Raw genomic sequence first — 16,686 nt, 5'->3', positions numbered from 1 at the left:
CAAGAGCGACCGGTCCGGGCGGATCGCGGTGAGGCGTCGCAGCGTGCCGGCGAGCGGCCTCGATCTACTGCCTTTGGGGCAAGCCGGCCGGCAACGCGGCTATCGCGAACGCATCCGTGCCCTCGCTCATCCGGGGCGGGCGGCGCTTGGGCACCGCAACCGGCTGTCGAACTTCGCCTTCTTCGTGGCGGCCGCGATGGGCGGCTCCGCGGCGACGGTGGTCGCGGTCGTCTTGGCGGGCTGGGCCCTGATCTCCCTCCTCTTCCGCCGCTTCGTCTGGCGCTTCGAGCGTTCCGACCTGCCCGTCGTGCTGTCGACGCTGTTCTTCTTCCTGGCGATCGCCGGCTCCGACGTCTTCCATGGCTTCGAGGCAGGTGAGCCAGCCCGGGCGGCGCGCCATGTCGGGGAGCGCCTCCTGTTTCTGCTGCCGCTGCTCCTGATCCCGCGCATGCGCTGCTCGCGGTTTCCCGATACGCTGCCGCCGGCCTTTCTCGGCGCGGCGCTCGGCGGTACGCTCCTCCTGCCGATCTGCCTCTTGTCGCCCGGCCTCGCCAACGGCCGTGTCGACGGATTTTCGGGCAACGAAGGGCCGTTCTCCATCGCCGCCCTTCTGGCGGCCGGCTGGTCGCTGCTCGCGTTGCGGGAAGGAGCCGGCCGCCTGCAGCGCGCGCTCGCCGTCGCCGGCATGCTGGGCGGTGCGCTGGCTGTGGTGGCGTCCGGCATGCGCGGCGCGTGGCCGGCGCTGCCGCTCGTCCTCTTCGTCGCGCTCGTCGCACGCCGGCGCGCGATCGCCGCCCTTTGGCGGGGAACGAGCCCTCTCCTTCGCGTCGCGCTCGCCGCGGCGGGCGGCGCGATTCTCGCCGGAGCGGCGTTCCTGCTCGCCGCGCCGCTCGTCCTGCGTGTCCGCATGCTCGTCGGCGACCTGTCGCTCATCGCCGCCGACGTCGATTTCGGCACCTCGACCAGTCTTCGCCGCGACATGTACGAGGCGGCGACGCAGGCCATCGCGGCGCGCCCATGGTTCGGCTACGGCGAAAGCGGGCTCTGGCGCGCCATCAAACCCTATCTCGACACGAATGCCTTCGCCGGCTTCTCCTACACCCATCTTCACGACGTGTTCCTGACGGTCGGGGTGATCGCGGGCTTCGTCGGCCTCGCGGCGCTGGTGGCGCTGGTCGCCGCGCCGCTCTGGACCGCCTGGGCCGCGCGCCGGACGGAAGGCGGGAACTCGCGGCTGGCGGCGGCGGCGATCCTGACGCTCGCCTTTCTCGTGCCGGGGCTGACCAACATCATGTTCCTGCACGACATCCTCGATTCGATCTGGGTCTTCGCAGCCTCGCTCGTCGCGGCCTCGGTACCGGCGCGTCGAGAGGCGAGCCCATGAAGAAGCCGTTCGTTCCGCCCCAGCCGGTCGGCGAGGCCGTTTCGGCGCTGCTCGATCCGGTGCTGCGGCGGAAAGCCGGCATGACCATCGGGCTGCTCGACGCCTGGCCGGAGATCGTCGGCGCGCGGCTGGAAGCGGTGACGCGGCCGGAAAAGCTGGTCTGGCCGCCGGAAACAGGTGCGAAGGACGCGCGGCTGCGGCCGGCCGTGCTCGTCGTCGCCTGCGAGAGCGCCGCGGCGCTCCGCCTCCAGCACGAGTCCGGCGAGATCGTGCAGCGCATCAACGTCTTCTTCGGCTATCGCGCGGTGGACCGGCTCCGCATCCTCCAGAAGCCCGTCGCCGTGACGCGGCCGAGTCGCAAGCCGTCCTTACGCGGCCTGTCGGAAGCGGAGGAGGAGGCGCTGAAGGCGATGACCGAGCGGATCGAGGATCCGAAGCTGAAGGCGGCGCTCCTCGCCTACGGGGAAAGCATCTTGCGCCGGCAGACGATGACGAAACCGTAATGACGCCGTCAGCGCCCCGCCTCTTGGCAGCGCCGCAATCTCTTTCTACACCTCCCGCCAACCTTCGCGGCTGAAAGTCGAGCCTCATGTTGCGCATGCTTCCCCGCCTCGGGCGATCCGCCTCCTTCGCCGCTGCCGCCGCTCTCGCGGCGGTGCTCTTCGCCGGCGCGCCGGCCGGGGCGCAGGAGAACGCCACCAAGGTGCCGGGAGCCTCCGCCACCGCGTCGAGCGCCAAGGGCGAGGTCGACGTGAACGAACTCATGGCCCCCGGCCCCCTGCCGGACGTGGTGATGGGCAAGGCCGACGCGCCGATCACCATCGTCGAATACGCCTCGATGACCTGCGGCCATTGCGCCGACTTCGCGGTGAACACCCTGCCGACGATCCAGAAAGACTACATCGACACCGGCAAGGCCAAGCTGATCCTGCGCGAGTTCCCGTTCGATCCGCGCGCGGTCGCCGGCTTTATGCTGGCGCGCTGCGCGCCGGAGGGGCGACGCAACGCCATGGTGGAGGTGCTGTTTCAGCAGCAGGAGGCCTGGGCCCATGCCCAGAACGCCAGCCAAGCGCTTCTCGATATCTCGCGCCTCGCGGGCTTCACCGACGACAGCTTCAAGGCCTGCCTCAGCGACAAGGACCTGCAGGCGAAGGTCGTGGCGACGCAGAAGCGCGGCGCCGACACCTTCGGCGTCGAGGCGACCCCGACCTTCTTCATCAACGGCAAGCGCTACGAGGGCGCGCTGCCGCCGGCCGAGTTCGCCGCGATCCTCGACGCCGCGTCGTAAGCCGGCAACTGGGGAAAGCCGTCTTTTTCGCACTGCAGCAATTGGCGGCAAGCCTTTAGTCCCTTAAGTCTTTCTGCCGGGCGATACGGTTTCGCCGGGCGGGAGCGGCGCGGCGCGCGATGGCGAAGCGGATACACACCTTCAGGCGAGGCGCGGCCGAGCGGACGGCCGACGCGCTGGAAGCGCTCGGCGCCAAAGGCTCGAACCTCGCGCTGCTCGCCTCACTCGACCTGCCGGTGCCGCCGGGCTTCACCATCGCCTCGACCGCCTGGCGCGAGGCGGCCGCCACGCCCGACGCCCTGCCGCCGGCCTTGCGCGCCGACATCGGCAACGCCGTCGCGTGGCTGGAAAAGGCGACGGGGCGCGTCTTCGACGGCTCCGAACGCCCGCTGCTTCTCGCGGTCCGCACCAGCGCCCGGACGCCGATCCCCGGCCTCGCGGAAACCGTCCTCGATGTCGGACTGAACGACCGCACCGTCGAGACGCTGGCCAGGGAACTCGGCGACGCGGGTTTCGCCTTCCGCTCCTATCGCCGCTTCATCGAGTCCTTCGCCAGCCTCGTCTTCGGCATCGACGCCGGCGAGTTCGAGGACATCGCCGATGCCGAACAGGCCGCGGCCGGCTGGGCGCGCGAGCCGCAGATGCCCGCCGAATGGCGGCGGCTCGTCGCGCGCTACCACGAGTTCATCGAGGCGACGGCCGGTACGGCATTGCCCCAGACGCCGCTGGAGCAGCTTCTCGGCGTGGTGGAATCGAGCTTCGCCTCCTGGCGCAGTCCCGTCGCCCGCTCCTTCCGGGCGGTGCACGGAATCCCGGAGAACACCGGCCTCGCGGTCACCGCGCACGCGATGATCTTCAACGAGCGCGACCAGAATTCCGGAACCGGCCGTGCCCGCTCGCGCGATTTCGCCACCGGCGGCGCCCGGCTCACCGGCGAGTTCGGCTTCGGCGGGCGGAATGCCGTGCCGGGCGTCGCCGAGGGCGGCGCGGTGCGCGACCTCGCCGGCTTCCTCGACGGCCGCTCGGCCGACGCCTTCCCCACCGACATCGAGGCGCTCGGCCGCTACGTCGCGCGGCTCGAGGCGCATGTCGGCGACGCGGTCGAGGTCGACTTCATGGTCGGCGACAGCGAGCTGTTCCTCCTCCAGTCGCGCGTCGCCAAGCGCGAGCCGGCGGAGGCCGTCAGGATCGCGACCGGGCTCGTCGGCGACGGGGTCATCGACGAGGAGGAGGCGATCCTCCGGATCGACCCGGCCTCGCTCGACCAGCTCCTCCACCCCGCGATCCGCAACCGCGACGCGCTGACGGTGATCGGGCGGGGCCGCCCCGCATCCCCGGGCGCGGCGTCGGGCGCGATCGTCTTCACGCCGGAGGCGGCGCAGGCCGAGGCCGCCGAGGGGCGGGCGGTGATCCTGGTGCGCAACGAGACGCATCCCGAGGACATCCACGGCATGCACGTGGCGGAGGGCGTCCTCACCATCCGCGGCGGCACGACGAGCCACGCGGCGGTGGTGGCGCGCGGCATCGGCAAGCCCTGCGTGACCGGCGCCGGGGCGCTGCGCCTCGACCAGGCGGCCGGAACGCTCCGCGCCGGCGACATGACGCTCCATGCCGGCGACCTGATCACGATCGACGGTTCTTCCGGCGAGGTGATCCTCGGGGCCGCCGAACTGGAGCTGCCGAGCCTTGCCGGCGAACTGGCGCAGCTTCTCCTCTTCGCCGACCGCGCCCGCCGCATGGGCGTGCGCACCAATGCCGAGACGCCGGCCGAAGCGCGCGCCGCACGGGCCTTCGGCGCGGAAGGCATCGGCCTCTGCCGCACCGAGCACATGTTCTTCCAGGGCGACCGGGTGCCGGCGATGCGGCGGATGATCCTCGCCTCCGACGAGGACGGGCGGCGCGAGGCGCTGGCCGAGCTCCTGCCGTTCCAGCGTTCCGACTTCGTCGAGCTCTTCGAGATCATGGCGGGGCTGCCGGTGACGATCCGGCTGCTCGATCCGCCGCTGCACGAGTTCCTGCCGAAGGGCGAGGCGGAGATCGCCGAGGTCGCCTCGCAGTTCGGCATCGAGCCGCGGCTCCTCGCCGAGCGGATCGGCAAGCTCGAGGAGTTCAACCCGATGCTCGGGCATCGCGGCTGCCGTCTCGCGATCTCGCATCCGGAGATCGTCGACGTGCAGGCGCGGGCGATCTTCGAGGCGGCGATCGAGGCGGGCGAGCGCGCCGGCGCAGCCGTCGTGCCGGAGATCATGGTGCCGCTGGTCGGCCTCAAGGCCGAGCTCGACTTCGTGAAGGCGCGCGTCGCCGCGATGGCCGACCGCGTCATGGCCGAGCTCGGGCGCTCGATCGACTACCGCGTCGGCACGATGATCGAACTGCCGCGCGCGATCGTCCGGGCCGACGCCATCGCCGAGGAGTCGGACTTCTTCTCCTTCGGCACCAACGACTTGACGCAGACCGTGTTCGGCATCTCGCGCGACGACGCGGCGAACTTCCTGCCGACCTACGAGAAGAAGGGGATCGTGGCGCGCGACCCGTTCCAGTCGCTCGACGTCGAGGGGGTGGGCGAACTGATCGCGCTCGGCGTCGAGAAGGCGCGAAGGACGCGGCCCGACATCACGCTCGGCGTCTGCGGCGAGCAGGGGGGCGACCCGGCTTCGATCTCGTTCTTCGAGCAGACCGGCCTCGACTACGTGTCGTGCTCGCCGTTCCGCGTGCCCGTCGCCCGCATCGCCGCGGCGCAGGCCGCGATCCGTTTCGCGCGTTCGCTGAAGGGACCGGCCGCCAAGGCGCGCGGCCGCTTCCAGGCCGGGGAGTGAAACCTCAGGCGGTGCCGCCGGAGGCGAGGCCGGCGAGCCGCATGTCGTCCCGGATGCGGGTGAGAACGCCGACGAACGCCTCGGCGAAGCCGTAGAGGCGGTCGCCGACCTCGTCCGGTTCCGCGACGCGGATCGACGTCTCGGTCTCGTTGAGGATCGCGAAGACGATGCGGTCGCGAGGGGAGCCGGGCACCCGTACCGCCGCGATACGCGACGCGTCGTCGAGCGAGCCGTCCGCCGGCACGTCGAACAACACCTCGCCGCCGACCACCGCGACGGCGTTGCGCACGCGAGTCTCGAAAGTCTCGCCGCTCGGCTCCTGCAGGTCGAGCGCCAGCTCGATCTCGACGGTCTCGAATCGGGACGGTGCGGCGGCGTCCCCGCTCTCGATATCGACCTGGCTCATCACGCGGACACCTTTCGAGACCATCGCGGGCCGGCCGGAGGGCGGGATCGCGGGCGGTCACTTGCCCGGCCAAATCCGGCGGGATGATGACGCGGTCCGGATGGCCCTGAACGCCGCCCGCGAACTTTCCCGGTGCGGGAGACCGGCGATATCGGCTATCGAGGGCGCGAAGCTGCGCCCGGGACGCGTCGATGGCAGGTCACTATCTGAAGAAGCGGCTCCGGACGGCCAGCCTCGCGCGGCGGCTCGCGAGCTTCGCGCTGATCCTCCTCGTCGTCGCAGTCCTGATGTTCCGGCTGCACGGCATCGAGTTCGAAGTGCTTCGGATCCTCCTCGCCGTGGTCGGCGCGCTGGCGGCGCTCGCCCTCGTGCTCGCGCTGTTCGGCCTCGCGCGCGTCTGGCGCAAAGGGTACCGGGGCGGCGGCGCGGCGCTCGCCGCGCTGGTGATCGGCGCGCTCGTGGCGGCGCCCTTCGCCTTCGCGGGCGCGCTCGCGCTCCGCAACCCGCCGACCAACATGGCGGAAACCGACGGCATCGCGGAAGAGGAGCAGGACGCATCGGCCGCCACCGTCCCGCCGGCCGCGCCCACGAATGCCACCCAGGCGCCGGACGAGGAGGAGGCGTTGAACGGCCGGGTCTTTGCGGTGCGCGCCTCGCAGGTCTACGCGGCGGTGCGCCTCGTGCTCGGCGACGTCGGCTGGACCGTCGGGGAGGTCCAGACCGCCGATCCCGAACAGGGGACAAGCGGCGAGGACGCGAGCCCCGCCGACGAGCCGCCGCCGGCCGCGATCGCGGGCACGGTTCCGGTGCCGACCCCGCGCGAGGTGCCGGGCGAGGCGGAAACGCCGGCGAAGGCACCCGATCCGCTCGACCAGCCGGATTCCGGCGAGTACCGCATCGCGGCGGTGGCCGCGAGCCCCGTCCTCGGCCTGCCGAGCGACGTCGAGATCCGCATCGTCGAGGACGATTCGCAGGCTTACCTGGACCTTCGATCCGTCTCCCGCTTCGGTTCGTACGACTTCGGACAGAACCGCCGCTTCATCGAGGACTTCCTCGCGCGGGTCGACACCGCGATGGTCGGCACGGTCGCGCCGGCAGGGAGTTAAGGTTCAGACCGCCTCGAACGCCGCGCCGAGCGCCGGCGGTCCCTCGCAGCGCACGGTGCCCCGCTCGGCGAGGTCTTCGAGATGCGCCAGCACCGACAAGGCGGCGGCGCCGTGGAGGGCGGGATCGGTGTTGCGGTAGATTCGCGCGACGATCTCAGGAATGCGCCGGTCGCCGGCTTTGAGCGCCGCGACGATCGCCGCCTCGCGGATCAGCCGGTGCGCCTTCATGGCGCGCACGAACCGTCGCGGTCCCGTCACCGGCCCGCCGTGGCCCGGCAGGTAGAGGCGGTCGTCCCGTTCGAGCAGCTTGTCGAGCGAGGCCATGTAGTCGCGCATCGAGCCGTCCGGCGGCGCGACGATGCTGGTCGACCAGGCCATGACGTGGTCGCCGGACAAGAGCGTTCCGGCCGCCGGTCCCGCCTCGACGGCGAAGCAGACATGGTTGGCAGCGTGGCCGGGCGTCGCGACGACTCGTAAGGCTCCGCCGTCGAAGGGAACGACCTCGCCGTCCGCGACGAGGCGGTCCGGCACCAGCGCGGTATCGCCGGAGGCGTCGAGCCGCGCCGTCTCGCCGTCGCGGAGCGGGCGCGACGGGCGATGCCGGCCTTCCGCCAGCACCGGCGCGTCGAAGGCCGCCTTCGCGGCGCCGACGAGGCCGGTATGGTCGCGGTGCGTGTGGGTGAGGAGGATCGCGTCCACCGGCCGCCCGGCGGCGGCGCGGGCGATGGTGTTCAGATGGCGAAGGTCGTTCGGGCCGGGATCGACAAGGACGAGTCGGTCCTGACCGAGAAGGTAGCTGTTGGTGCCGTGGAAGGTGAACGGGCTCGGATTCGGCGCGGTGAGGCGCAGGATGCCGGGCGCGGCTTCCACCGCCTCGCCGTGGCGCGGCTCGAAGCTCTGGTCGAGACGGAGCACGGGCGTTCTCATGCCGGCGACGCGAAGACCTGTGCGGCCTCGCCTTCGCCGAGCACGCGGAACTCGCCGGGCGCCAGATCGGCGGGGAGGGCGAGGCCGCCGAGCCGGTCGCGATGCAGCGCTTCCACGTGGTTGCCGACCGCGGCGAACATGCGCCGCACCTGATGGTAGCGGCCTTCCGTCACTGTCAGAGCGGCTTGCCCGTCGGCCAGCGGTTCCAGCACCGCCGGCATGAGCGGCTTCTCCTCGCCCTCCAGCAGGAGCGTGCCGGCGGCGAAGACTGCACCCTCGTCGCCGCGAAGCGGCCGGGCGAGCCGCGCGACGTAGCGCTTCGGAACGTGGCGCTTCGGCGAGATGACGCGGTGGAGGTAGCCGCCGTCGTCGGTGAGGAGCAGGAGGCCCGACGTTTCTTTGTCGAGCCGGCCGACCGTGGAGATCGCCGGCTCACGCCGCCGCCAGCGGGCGGGAAGGAGGCCGTAGACCAAGGGCCCGGCCTCCTTGTGCGAGCAGGTGACGCCGAGCGGTTTGTGCATGAGGATCACCAGGCCGGGCGGCGGGTCGAGCGGCTCACCCGCCACCGTCATGCGGGTGGCGAGATCGGCCGAGACGGCGATGCGCCGGTCGGCGTCGGGAAGCGGCGCGCCGTCGAGCACGATCCCGCCGCGCCGCGCGAGAAGCGCGATCTCCTTCCGCGAGCCGTAGCCCATGTTGCCGAGCAGGCGATCGAGCCGAAGCGTCGGCACCTTCATCGGCGCGCCTCGAACACCTTATAGCCGCCGGCCTCCGCCGCCAGCCGGACGCGCGCGAAGCGCTCCGCCAGCACCGCTTCGTAGGGGAGGTGCCGGTTCGCGACGAGCCAGAGCGTGCCGCCGCGCCTGAGGCTGGCCGCCGCGCGCCGGATGAAGGCCTGGCCGAGTACCCGGTCCTCCGCGCCGCCGTCGTGGAAGGGCGGGTTCGACACGGCGAAGTCGAGCTCGGCGAGACCGCTCATGTCCTCGCGCAGGTCCGCCCAGCGGAACGCGGCGCGCGGATCGGCGATGTTGCGGCGCGCCGCCTCGACCGCGCGCCGGTCGAGGTCGACGGAGACGAACCCGCTCACCTTGTCGCTCCGGAGGACGGCACGGCCGATGACGCCGATGCCGCAGCCGAGATCCGCGCCGCGCCCCGCAAGCGGCGGCATCGAATCCAGCAAGAGGCGCGTGCCGGGGTCGATCCGGTCGAACGAGAAGACGCCGGCCTGCGTCCACAGTCCCAGCGTCTCGTCGAAGCGGAGCGCTCCCGCCGCGATCGCCTCCGCGAGCCCGGTCGGCCGCTCCGGGCGGGCAAGACGCGCGATGCGGTGGTGGCGGCGCGACTCGGTCGCGACGGCGCAGCCGAAGCCTTCGAGATCGGCTGCGATCCGCCGGCCGCCCTTGTCGTTCGGCGCGAGGACGGCGAGGGAAGCGCCGGGTTTCGCCGCGCGCAGTATCTGCGCCAGGACGAAGCGGCGCTCGATCGTGCCGGGCGGAGCGAGCACCGTCGCCCGTTCCAGAGAAGCGTCGGGTGCCTCTTCCAGCGAAGCCGAGCCCGGCACGAGCGGCGAGAACTGGCGGGCATCGGGATCGAGCTCGACCACGTCCGCCGGCGGGCGGCCGTAGACCGCGCTTCCTCCCGTATACCTCGCATCGTTCAGCATGGCGGCTCCATAACGCGGGCAGAGCGGCGCGGCCAGCCGCGCCAACCTCCAAGCATCGATTTCGCGCCTGTTGCCGCCGCGCCATTCTCTCGTGTGGTGAATTTCCCTTAAGGAGCTTCGGCTTACCATGCGCCGTGCGGCGCGCCCGCCGTTGTTCCGGTTGCGGGAGCCTGAAGGTCCGATGCCGATGCCCAAGCGTTCTCGCGCCGCCGCGGCGCTTCTCGGCCTCCTTGCGCTCGCGGGCTGCCAGAGCGCGCAGCTCAGCGCGGATGGCGTGCGGCCGCCGACGCCGTCCTCCATCGTGATGGCGCCGCAGCAGGTCACGCTCGGCTATCCGGTGGCCCGCGCCCTGTCCGAACTCGTCGTCGACTACGATACCGGCCGCACCCTCTACGAGGTGGACGCCGACGGCGTGCGCTATCCGGCTTCGCTCACCAAGATGATGACGCTCTATCTCCTGTTCGACGCGGTGGACGGCGGACGCGTCTCGTTGGACGACACGATGCTGGTGTCCGAGAACGCCGCGCGCCAGTCGCCTTCGAAACTCGGGCTGAGGGCCGGCAGCCGCGTTCGCGTGTCCGACCTCGCGCACGGCATCGCGACGAAGTCCGCCAACGACGCGGCGATGGTGGTGGCCGAGAACCTCGGCGGCTCGGTCGACGGCTTCGCGAAGATGATGATGGCGAAGGCGCGCTCGTTGAAGATGACGCGCTCCAACTTCGTCAACCCGAACGGTCTGCCCGACCCGCGCCAGATGACGACCGCGCGCGACATGGCGACGCTGGCGCGGGCGTTGCGCGCCAACCATCCGCGCTTCACCTCGTTCTACGCGCAGCCGGCCTACGCGTACGAGGGTAAGCGCTACCGCTCCACCAACCATCTCCTCGGCACCGTGCCGGGCGTCGACGGCATGAAGACCGGCTACATCCGCGATTCGGGCTTCAACCTCGTCGCCAGCGCGCAGCGGGGCGGCCGGCGCGTCATCGTCGTCGTGATCGGCGGCGCGACGGGCCGGGCGCGGGACGCGGAAGTGACGCGGCTGATCGACACCTATCTCGGCCCCGCCGAGCCGCAGTCGATCGCCAGCCTGACGCAGTAGAACCGGCCGCGCCTGCTTCGCCGGCAAAGGAACGCGTTCGTCTTGCCCGCGAAACCGTGTAAGACCACGGGATCGAACGGAGACGTTTCCCATGACGATTGCGACGGTCGGCCTCGCGGCGGAACTGAAGGTCCATGCCGACCGGCACGGACCGGTGACGCTGGGGGTCGTCGGCGCCGGCCAGATGGGCACCGATCTCGCCGTCCAGTGCGCCCTGATGCCGGGCATCCGGCTCGGCGCGATCTCGGCCACGTCCTCGGCCCGCGTCGAGGCGGCGATGGCGATGGCCGGGCTCGAATGGACGGGCGCCGACACGGCCGCGGACATCGACCGCGCGATCGAGTCGGGCCGCGTCGCCTATGCCGAGGACTTCCGCACCCTTTGCGCCTCCGGCCGCGTGCAGGTGGTGATCGACGCGACCGGCAACCCGAACACCGGCACGATGATCGCGCTGGAGGCATTCCGCAACGGCAAGCATGTCGTGATGCTGAATGTCGAGGCGGACATCACCATCGGCCGGCTCCTGAAGCGCGAGGCGGCGCGGGCCGGTGTCGTCTATACCGGGGCGGCGGGCGACGAGCCGGCGGCGACGGTGGAACTGATCGGCCTGGCCCAAGCGCTCGGCTTCGAGGTCGTCGCGGCCGGCAAGGGCAAGAACAACGCCCTGAAGTTCGACGCGATGCCGACCGAGTTCGAGGAGGAGGCGGCGCGGCGCAACATGAACGCCCGCGTCCTCGTCGAGTTCGTCGACGGCTCGAAGACCATGGTCGAGATGGTGGCGATCGCCAACGCCACCGGCCTCGTGCCGGACGTTCCCGGCATGCACGGGCCGGCGGCGACGCTGGAGGATCTCGCGCAGGTGCTCTGCTCGAAGGCCGACGGCGGCATCCTGTCGCGCTCCGGCTGCGTCGACTACACGATCGGCAGGGGCGTCGCGCCGGGGGTCTTCGCCATCGTCAAGCCGAGCCATCCGCGGGTGCTGGAGCGGATCACAGACCTGAAAGTCGGCCCCGGCCCCTGCTACGTGCTGTCGCGGCCCTTCCATCTCACCAGCCTCGAAGTGCCGCTCTCCGCCATCAAGGCGGTGATGCACGGCGCGCCGGACCTGCAGCCGGTGGACCATCCGGTGGCGGAATGCGCCGCGGTTGCCAAGCGCGACCTCCAGCCCGGCGACGTGCTGGGCCGGATCGGCGAGACCGACTATCGCGGCTTCGCGATGACCTGGGGGGATGCGCGCGCGGCGAAGGCGCTGCCGCTGGGTCTCGCGGAAAAAGCCCGCGTCACCCGTCCGATCGCGAAGGGCGAGAAGCTGACCTACGCGAACTGCGTGCCGGAGGAGAGCTACCTGGTGACCCGCATGCGCCGCGACCTCGACGCCGAGGACGCCCGCTTTCTCCCCGGCGAGGCGGCCTGAAGCAGATCAGCCCTCGGCACCGTCCTGCCGCTCGCCCTTGGCGACGATCGTCAGCGCGCCGTCCGGCAGCGGGCGCTGGAGCTTCGCGGCTTCCTTCCAGTCGGCGTTGAGCCAGAGATCGATCTCGTCCGGCTCCGTCAGGATCACCGGCATCGCCTTCGGGTGGATGGCCTTCACCTCCCTGTTTGGATCGGTGGTGAGGAAGCCGTAGGCGTCCACCGTCACCTCGCCCTCCTTCAGTTTGCGGGTGCTGGTCCATTGCGTCCAGATGCCGGCGAAGCAGGCGAGCGGCCGGTCTTCGCTCAGCGCGAACCAGACCGGCACCTTCCTGCCCTCCACCGTGTCGTATTCCGAGAAGCTGGTGAACGGCACGAGGCAGCGGTGCGCGGGGCCGAGCCAGCGCCGCCAGTGTGCCGAAGCGGTGTTGCGGATGTTGGTGACGCCGGGGTCGGTCTTCTTGCCCTCCAGCACAAAGCGCGGCGACGGCATGCCCCAGCGCGCCATCGCGAGTTCGCGGCCTTCGCCGCCGTTGCGCACGATCGGGGCTTCCGTGTCCGGAAAGACGCCGGGCAGCGTGCGCAGGTTGCCGGTCTTGTCGATGACGGCGTTCAGGAACTCGCGCAGCGCCGTCTGCGGCGTGGTGATCGAATAGAGATTGCACATGGCGTCGGCGAGATCCGGCGAGAGGTCCGAGCGGCGGTGTGCCGAACGGACGGAAGATGCGGGAAACGGAAGCGGCGCGCGTCCGGCGAACGGCGACCCTGCCGGAAAAGGACCGTGTCGCGGTTCCGTTCCGGTGAGGCTGCCGCGATGTCGCTGTGAAGGGCACGTTGGTTTGCAGTAAAACCAACGTAACCCGTTGTTTCCTAATGCCTGGGTTGTTCTGATGGCACGACGATGACTGTGTCTGGCAACATAGATCTACAGCAGTTCCAGTCGTCCAAGCGTCTGGTCGCCGTATCGTAGGCAATAAAAAACCCCACCTCTCGGCGGGGTCGATGGTCTGTTCTTGTCGTTCCAGACCGGCGTCGTCGTCTGGTCCCGTGCAGATCCGCCCCCCGAAAATTCAGCTTGGCGCGTGTGGTCACGGTTCGCAAGCAGCTTCGTCGTCAGCACGACAAGTGACGCCTGAACGACACCGGACTTCTTCCTCCCTCACGAGGAACGATCGAAAATCCGCCGCCGCGTGTTTCGGGAGGTCGCATGCGATGCGGCCGTCCATCACCCCCTTCACGATCTCGGCCGCGACGACTCCGGTCCTTTCGGCGACCGTCGGTATGGTGTCGGCATCGCCGGTTCCGACGGAGACGGCGTCGCAGGCTCGCGACGAGGCAGCTCGTTCGAGGCGCTTCATGAAGTCCGCGACGGCATCGTTCGCGATCCGCAGCCCGGCTTCCGGAATGCCGGTTGCACCCATATGCTCGACGAGGCCGGCCTCGACCAGATCCACCAACACCGGCGTCGGCATGTGGATTGAGGCGGCGGCCGCCGACACCCACCTCGCGCCTTCCAACATCGTGACGACCTTCTCGACCCATCGCGCCGGAACGAACAACCGGTTCGCTCGCAGCCGTGCCAGCCCTTCGTCGATCAACCCCGTCCGGACAAGCATGTCGCGGACCTTGGCAGGCGTCGTGCCGCACCTTGCCGAGAAGCTGGAAAGGTCGATCCTGACTTCCGGCGACGGCGACGACGTCGTCGGGAAGGCGCCCCGCGTCCCGCCGAAGCGGCAGAGCAGTTCCCCGAGGACGTTCCGTATCGGTCCGATGTCGTGAGCGGAATAGCCGTCCTCGACGAACAGCCTCGAGATCCGCGTGGTCATGTTCCAGGCCTCGTCGGCGCTGCAGGATCCGCCCGGACGCACAAGGGCGGACTCGATGACGGCGCACAGGTCGTCGAGACCGCTTCCGGCCACCTCGTATCCTGCCGCCTCGGCCGCGTGCAGCTCGTCGTCGGACTGGTACAGGTACCGTCCTAGCGTGTCGGACGAAGAGAGCAGCCCGACCTGTTCGCAGAGACGCCTGACAACCCCCATCGGCAGGTCGTCGAGGAAGGTCGACGACCGTTCGCCGAATTCGATCCTGGCGCGCATGTAGATTTCGAATGAAGAGGGTCGGCGGTGGCCGCTGGACGACCAGTCGCTCCGCGGACGCGACGACGACGCATCGTCACGCACATGGCGAACGCGGCTGTCCCATGGGGAGGACATGTCTACCCGACGAAGCGGCCGGTCATGGATGGGGCAGGTGCGAAGTCCCGCCACGCCCCACCAGCCACGCCGCCAGGTGCGGCAGCCGAAAGGAAGCGTGTCGTCGGACACATCCTCGTCCAGGCATTCGCCGCAGACGACGTATCCCGACCGCGTCGACCACCGCCTGCCCATCCGTTCCCGGCGAAGGGTCGCCTCGTCGTCCACGTCACCCGCGTCGCCCATTCCGACAACTCGGGCACAGTACGCGCGGTCAGGTCCGCGAGCCTGCCGAGAGCGTCGGATCGGCCACGTAGGACGCCTCGCAGGTCCAGGTCGACGCTCCGGGAGAACGATTCCGCGTCGTCGAGGCCGTTGACGCGGGCGAGACGATAGACGAGCGAGCCCGGCGTTTCGCCGACGTTGAACGGAACGGTAATGGCGAGCCGGCTCACCGGCCAGTCACCTTCTGGCCCCGCCTGCTTCCGCCGCGCTCGGCGATGGCCTGCTTCGCCTTCAGGAAGGCCGCCGCCTCCTCGCGAAGCATCGCGTTCGCCGGTTCCACCTCTCGCCGGTCTCGCACCAGCCGTTCCAGGGTCGCGAGGTCGTCGGACTCGTGGCCGACGGGAACGCCGGGCACGAAGAAGGGAAAGGACATGACGGCTCTCCGAATCCATCTCGACCGTGGAATCCGACCGATCGCACTATCCGCCCGTCGACTTGAACACTTTCTGGGAGCTGTGGGGCGCAGTCTGGCTCGCGAAACGGTTTAGACGATGGGGCTTCGCTGGTTCCTGCTTACTCGAGACCCCGGACAACCCGCACTCGTGCTCCTGGCGTCTCCAGCGCGGCGATATCGTCGTCGAACTCGACTACGAAGCCCATCCGACATTCGTGGACCATACGGAAGTTCCACCGGTCCAGGATCGTCGAATGCTCGTATTGGAGTGGGCAGCGAACCAGGAGTACGACAGGGACCGACCATACTCGGGTCGGAGGAGAAATGCTCGCCCGACTACCCGATCAGGATCACCACGCCTACCGAACTGCTCCTGTTGGTCGGCGACGCATGTCTCGCCAGCCCTCAGCACCATGCCGTGAAGAAGTCGCAAGACGCAAAGACATACACTGTGGAAAAGTATCGATAAACGCTCGGATGGGTTTCGGGGGGCCGGATCGTCCGCTGTCACCCACTAGGCGGTTTCGTACTCTTCCCGCCGCCATCGGAAGCCTAGGACCGTCTCCAGCAGATGCCGGGCGTGCGGGATTGCACCCTGCTCACGCCGACACCGTGTGGCCCCGGGACAGCGGACGGAAGAATGGCCGACTGGTTGAACGCGATGATCCCCGGTATGTCGGGAAGCGGGGTCCACGCGACGAATAGAAACTAGCGACTCCGGCGACCGACCTCGCAACCTTCGCGGCGACATGTCGACTACTCGGCCGAGAGCTGTCCCAGTGCCGTTCGAGACGATTCGTGGGACTGGTCTCGGGTCCGACGTGCGCCCGTGCCGACAGACGACCGGCTCGCAGACGGTCACCGTTCGAGTAGGTCATTCACGCCGATGATTGTCGCGTTCCGCACGTCGATCCGTCCTGGATGGACGAAGGTCCGGAAGACCGGATAAGTGAAACCGGGATCGGGTTCGAGAGCCGAACGATCGAACCTCGCATCGTCGACGACGATGATGACGATAGCCGATGCACGCTCGGCTGGATCGGAGACTGCCCGCCCTCGCTGGACGTAGGCTTCGATCAGGAAATATGCGGCGGCCAAGGGAGAGTCGGCGAGATAGACGCCGTTCTCGCATGAGTGGTTCTTCGTGGCGACGTCCGCGCGGATACCCTCTCGCCTGATGGCCGGCAACCGTTCGCGCCATGTCGCATGGTACAGCGGCAACGCTACGCGGCCCGCCTGCGATCGCTCGTCGCACGCGGTTCAGCGTTCCTTCCTGTCCCGCCGACGGTTCGCGACCGGCGCGTCTCCTTCGGCCTAAAGATCTTGAGAATGATTTCGGGAAACGTCCGGGTGATCACGAGCGTGTCCCCGAGACGGATGGCGAATTGTTCTTCGACCTTGATGTCGTAGACGCCCGACCGCAGCACGAGGAGTTGATAGACCAGCCGGTCGTCGTTGATCTCGGCTCTGACGTGCACCTTCAAGACGAACATCCCATCAACCACGGACATGCCCATCACCCGCATATCGCGCGAAACGCGACGAGGTTCCTAGTGATAAGGTCGTTCCACATTTCATCGCTTCTCGCCCGAAGAGGATGCTCGTGGGAAGCGGCATTCGAAGCACGACTAACTTAATCGACGAGGGTGGATATTCCCTTGAGTAAGTTCGTCCTTCTTGCCAATCTCGGATCGGGTCGGCCCGCGAGGACGAATC

16 protein-coding genes are annotated in these 16,686 nt (G+C 69.5%); 7 read left to right on the top strand and 9 right to left on the bottom strand.

Features of this window, described 5'->3' with window-relative positions:
• Positions 1–28: 28 nt before the first annotated feature.
• From F6X38_RS12100 to ppdK, 4 genes are all read left to right on the top strand, one after another.
• Positions 29–1,384 (top strand): O-antigen ligase family protein, encoded by a 1,356-nt coding sequence (locus F6X38_RS12100; RefSeq protein WP_150970085.1) that lies wholly within the window; start codon positions 29–31, stop codon positions 1,382–1,384.
• Complete coding sequence (locus F6X38_RS12095; RefSeq protein ID WP_150970084.1) at positions 1,381–1,887, top strand: DUF721 domain-containing protein; 507 nt, start codon at positions 1,381–1,383, stop codon at positions 1,885–1,887. The genes F6X38_RS12100 and F6X38_RS12095 overlap by 4 nt, the downstream gene beginning before the upstream one ends.
• Before the next feature lie 86 nt (positions 1,888–1,973).
• A complete protein-coding gene (locus F6X38_RS12090) occupies positions 1,974–2,672 on the top strand; it encodes a DsbA family protein (RefSeq protein ID WP_150970083.1) in 699 nt (232 codons plus the stop codon).
• A gap of 119 nt (positions 2,673–2,791) precedes the next feature.
• Positions 2,792–5,488, top strand: coding sequence for a pyruvate, phosphate dikinase (gene ppdK, locus F6X38_RS12085; RefSeq protein WP_150970082.1), 2,697 nt, complete (start codon positions 2,792–2,794; stop codon positions 5,486–5,488).
• A gap of 4 nt (positions 5,489–5,492) precedes the next feature.
• Here ppdK and F6X38_RS12080 read toward each other — a convergent pair whose 3' ends face one another.
• Positions 5,493–5,894, bottom strand: coding sequence for a hypothetical protein (locus F6X38_RS12080; RefSeq protein ID WP_150970081.1), 402 nt, complete (start codon positions 5,892–5,894; stop codon positions 5,493–5,495).
• Between the two features lie 191 nt (positions 5,895–6,085).
• On the opposite strand from F6X38_RS12080, the gene F6X38_RS12075 reads away from it, so the two are divergent.
• On the top strand, positions 6,086–7,000 hold the full coding sequence (locus tag F6X38_RS12075; RefSeq protein WP_150970080.1) for a DUF1499 domain-containing protein: 915 nt from the start codon (positions 6,086–6,088) through the stop codon (positions 6,998–7,000).
• A gap of 3 nt (positions 7,001–7,003) precedes the next feature.
• Here the strand turns inward: F6X38_RS12075 and F6X38_RS12070 are convergent, their stop codons facing one another.
• From F6X38_RS12070 to F6X38_RS12060, 3 genes are read right to left on the bottom strand one after another with little or no spacing between them, the layout of a single operon-like run.
• Positions 7,004–7,927, bottom strand: a complete 924-nt coding sequence (locus F6X38_RS12070) for an MBL fold metallo-hydrolase (RefSeq protein WP_150970079.1) — start codon at positions 7,925–7,927, stop codon at positions 7,004–7,006.
• Complete coding sequence (locus F6X38_RS12065; RefSeq protein ID WP_150970078.1) at positions 7,924–8,664, bottom strand: 16S rRNA pseudouridine(516) synthase; 741 nt, start codon at positions 8,662–8,664, stop codon at positions 7,924–7,926. The genes F6X38_RS12070 and F6X38_RS12065 overlap by 4 nt, the downstream gene beginning before the upstream one ends.
• A complete protein-coding gene (locus tag F6X38_RS12060; RefSeq protein WP_150970077.1) occupies positions 8,661–9,590 on the bottom strand; it encodes a class I SAM-dependent methyltransferase in 930 nt (309 codons plus the stop codon). The genes F6X38_RS12065 and F6X38_RS12060 overlap by 4 nt, the downstream gene beginning before the upstream one ends.
• Positions 9,591–9,777: 187 nt before the next feature.
• On the opposite strand from F6X38_RS12060, the gene F6X38_RS12055 reads away from it, so the two are divergent.
• Together F6X38_RS12055 and F6X38_RS12050 are read left to right on the top strand one after the other, a co-directional pair.
• Complete coding sequence (locus tag F6X38_RS12055) at positions 9,778–10,689, top strand: D-alanyl-D-alanine carboxypeptidase family protein (protein WP_246191315.1); 912 nt, start codon at positions 9,778–9,780, stop codon at positions 10,687–10,689.
• Between the two features lie 91 nt (positions 10,690–10,780).
• The gene (locus tag F6X38_RS12050; protein WP_150970075.1) at positions 10,781–12,103 is read left to right on the top strand and encodes an NAD(P)H-dependent oxidoreductase; all 1,323 of its coding nucleotides are present in this window, start codon (positions 10,781–10,783) and stop codon (positions 12,101–12,103) included.
• A 6-nt stretch (positions 12,104–12,109) separates the two neighbouring features.
• On the opposite strand, the gene F6X38_RS12045 is transcribed toward F6X38_RS12050, so the two are convergent.
• The 5 genes from F6X38_RS12045 to F6X38_RS12025 form a co-directional block, all read right to left on the bottom strand.
• Positions 12,110–12,766: an SOS response-associated peptidase gene (locus tag F6X38_RS12045; RefSeq protein ID WP_150970074.1), complete on the bottom strand. Its 657-nt coding sequence runs from the start codon at positions 12,764–12,766 to the stop codon at positions 12,110–12,112.
• 421 nt (positions 12,767–13,187) lie between these two features.
• The gene (locus F6X38_RS12040; protein WP_150970073.1) at positions 13,188–14,519 is read right to left on the bottom strand and encodes a hypothetical protein; all 1,332 of its coding nucleotides are present in this window, start codon (positions 14,517–14,519) and stop codon (positions 13,188–13,190) included.
• A gap of 223 nt (positions 14,520–14,742) precedes the next feature.
• Positions 14,743–14,949, bottom strand: a complete 207-nt coding sequence (locus tag F6X38_RS12035) for a hypothetical protein (protein ID WP_150970072.1) — start codon at positions 14,947–14,949, stop codon at positions 14,743–14,745.
• Positions 14,950–15,828: 879 nt separating this feature from the next.
• Positions 15,829–16,191, bottom strand: coding sequence for a hypothetical protein (locus F6X38_RS12030; protein WP_150970071.1), 363 nt, complete (start codon positions 16,189–16,191; stop codon positions 15,829–15,831).
• A 2-nt stretch (positions 16,192–16,193) separates the two neighbouring features.
• Complete coding sequence (locus tag F6X38_RS12025; RefSeq protein ID WP_150970070.1) at positions 16,194–16,487, bottom strand: hypothetical protein; 294 nt, start codon at positions 16,485–16,487, stop codon at positions 16,194–16,196.
• Positions 16,488–16,686 lie beyond the last annotated feature (199 nt).

The organism is Plantimonas leprariae (assembly GCF_008802405.1).
GTDB lineage: Bacteria > Pseudomonadota > Alphaproteobacteria > Rhizobiales > Rhizobiaceae > Plantimonas > Plantimonas leprariae.
Note: the sequence above shows the minus strand (reverse complement) of the source record. Positions and strands in the feature narration are given on the sequence as shown.

What these genes read in the sequence shown, in the direction of transcription:
- F6X38_RS12095 (WP_150970084.1), top strand. Translation starts at nt 1,381, where the DNA reads ATGAAGAAGCCGTTCGTTCCGCCCCAGCCGGTCGGCGAGGCCGTTTCG.
- F6X38_RS12090 (WP_150970083.1), top strand. Translation starts at nt 1,974, where the DNA reads ATGTTGCGCATGCTTCCCCGCCTCGGGCGATCCGCCTCCTTCGCCGCT.
- ppdK (WP_150970082.1), top strand. Translation starts at nt 2,792, where the DNA reads ATGGCGAAGCGGATACACACCTTCAGGCGAGGCGCGGCCGAGCGGACG.
- F6X38_RS12080 (WP_150970081.1), bottom strand. Translation starts at nt 5,894, where the DNA reads ATGAGCCAGGTCGATATCGAGAGCGGGGACGCCGCCGCACCGTCCCGA.
- F6X38_RS12075 (WP_150970080.1), top strand. Translation starts at nt 6,086, where the DNA reads ATGGCAGGTCACTATCTGAAGAAGCGGCTCCGGACGGCCAGCCTCGCG.
- F6X38_RS12070 (WP_150970079.1), bottom strand. Translation starts at nt 7,927, where the DNA reads ATGAGAACGCCCGTGCTCCGTCTCGACCAGAGCTTCGAGCCGCGCCAC.
- F6X38_RS12065 (WP_150970078.1), bottom strand. Translation starts at nt 8,664, where the DNA reads ATGAAGGTGCCGACGCTTCGGCTCGATCGCCTGCTCGGCAACATGGGC.
- F6X38_RS12060 (WP_150970077.1), bottom strand. Translation starts at nt 9,590, where the DNA reads ATGCTGAACGATGCGAGGTATACGGGAGGAAGCGCGGTCTACGGCCGC.
- F6X38_RS12055 (WP_246191315.1), top strand. Translation starts at nt 9,778, where the DNA reads ATGCCCAAGCGTTCTCGCGCCGCCGCGGCGCTTCTCGGCCTCCTTGCG.
- F6X38_RS12050 (WP_150970075.1), top strand. Translation starts at nt 10,781, where the DNA reads ATGACGATTGCGACGGTCGGCCTCGCGGCGGAACTGAAGGTCCATGCC.
- F6X38_RS12045 (WP_150970074.1), bottom strand. Translation starts at nt 12,766, where the DNA reads ATGTGCAATCTCTATTCGATCACCACGCCGCAGACGGCGCTGCGCGAG.
- F6X38_RS12035 (WP_150970072.1), bottom strand. Translation starts at nt 14,949, where the DNA reads ATGTCCTTTCCCTTCTTCGTGCCCGGCGTTCCCGTCGGCCACGAGTCC.
- F6X38_RS12025 (WP_150970070.1), bottom strand. Translation starts at nt 16,487, where the DNA reads ATGGGCATGTCCGTGGTTGATGGGATGTTCGTCTTGAAGGTGCACGTC.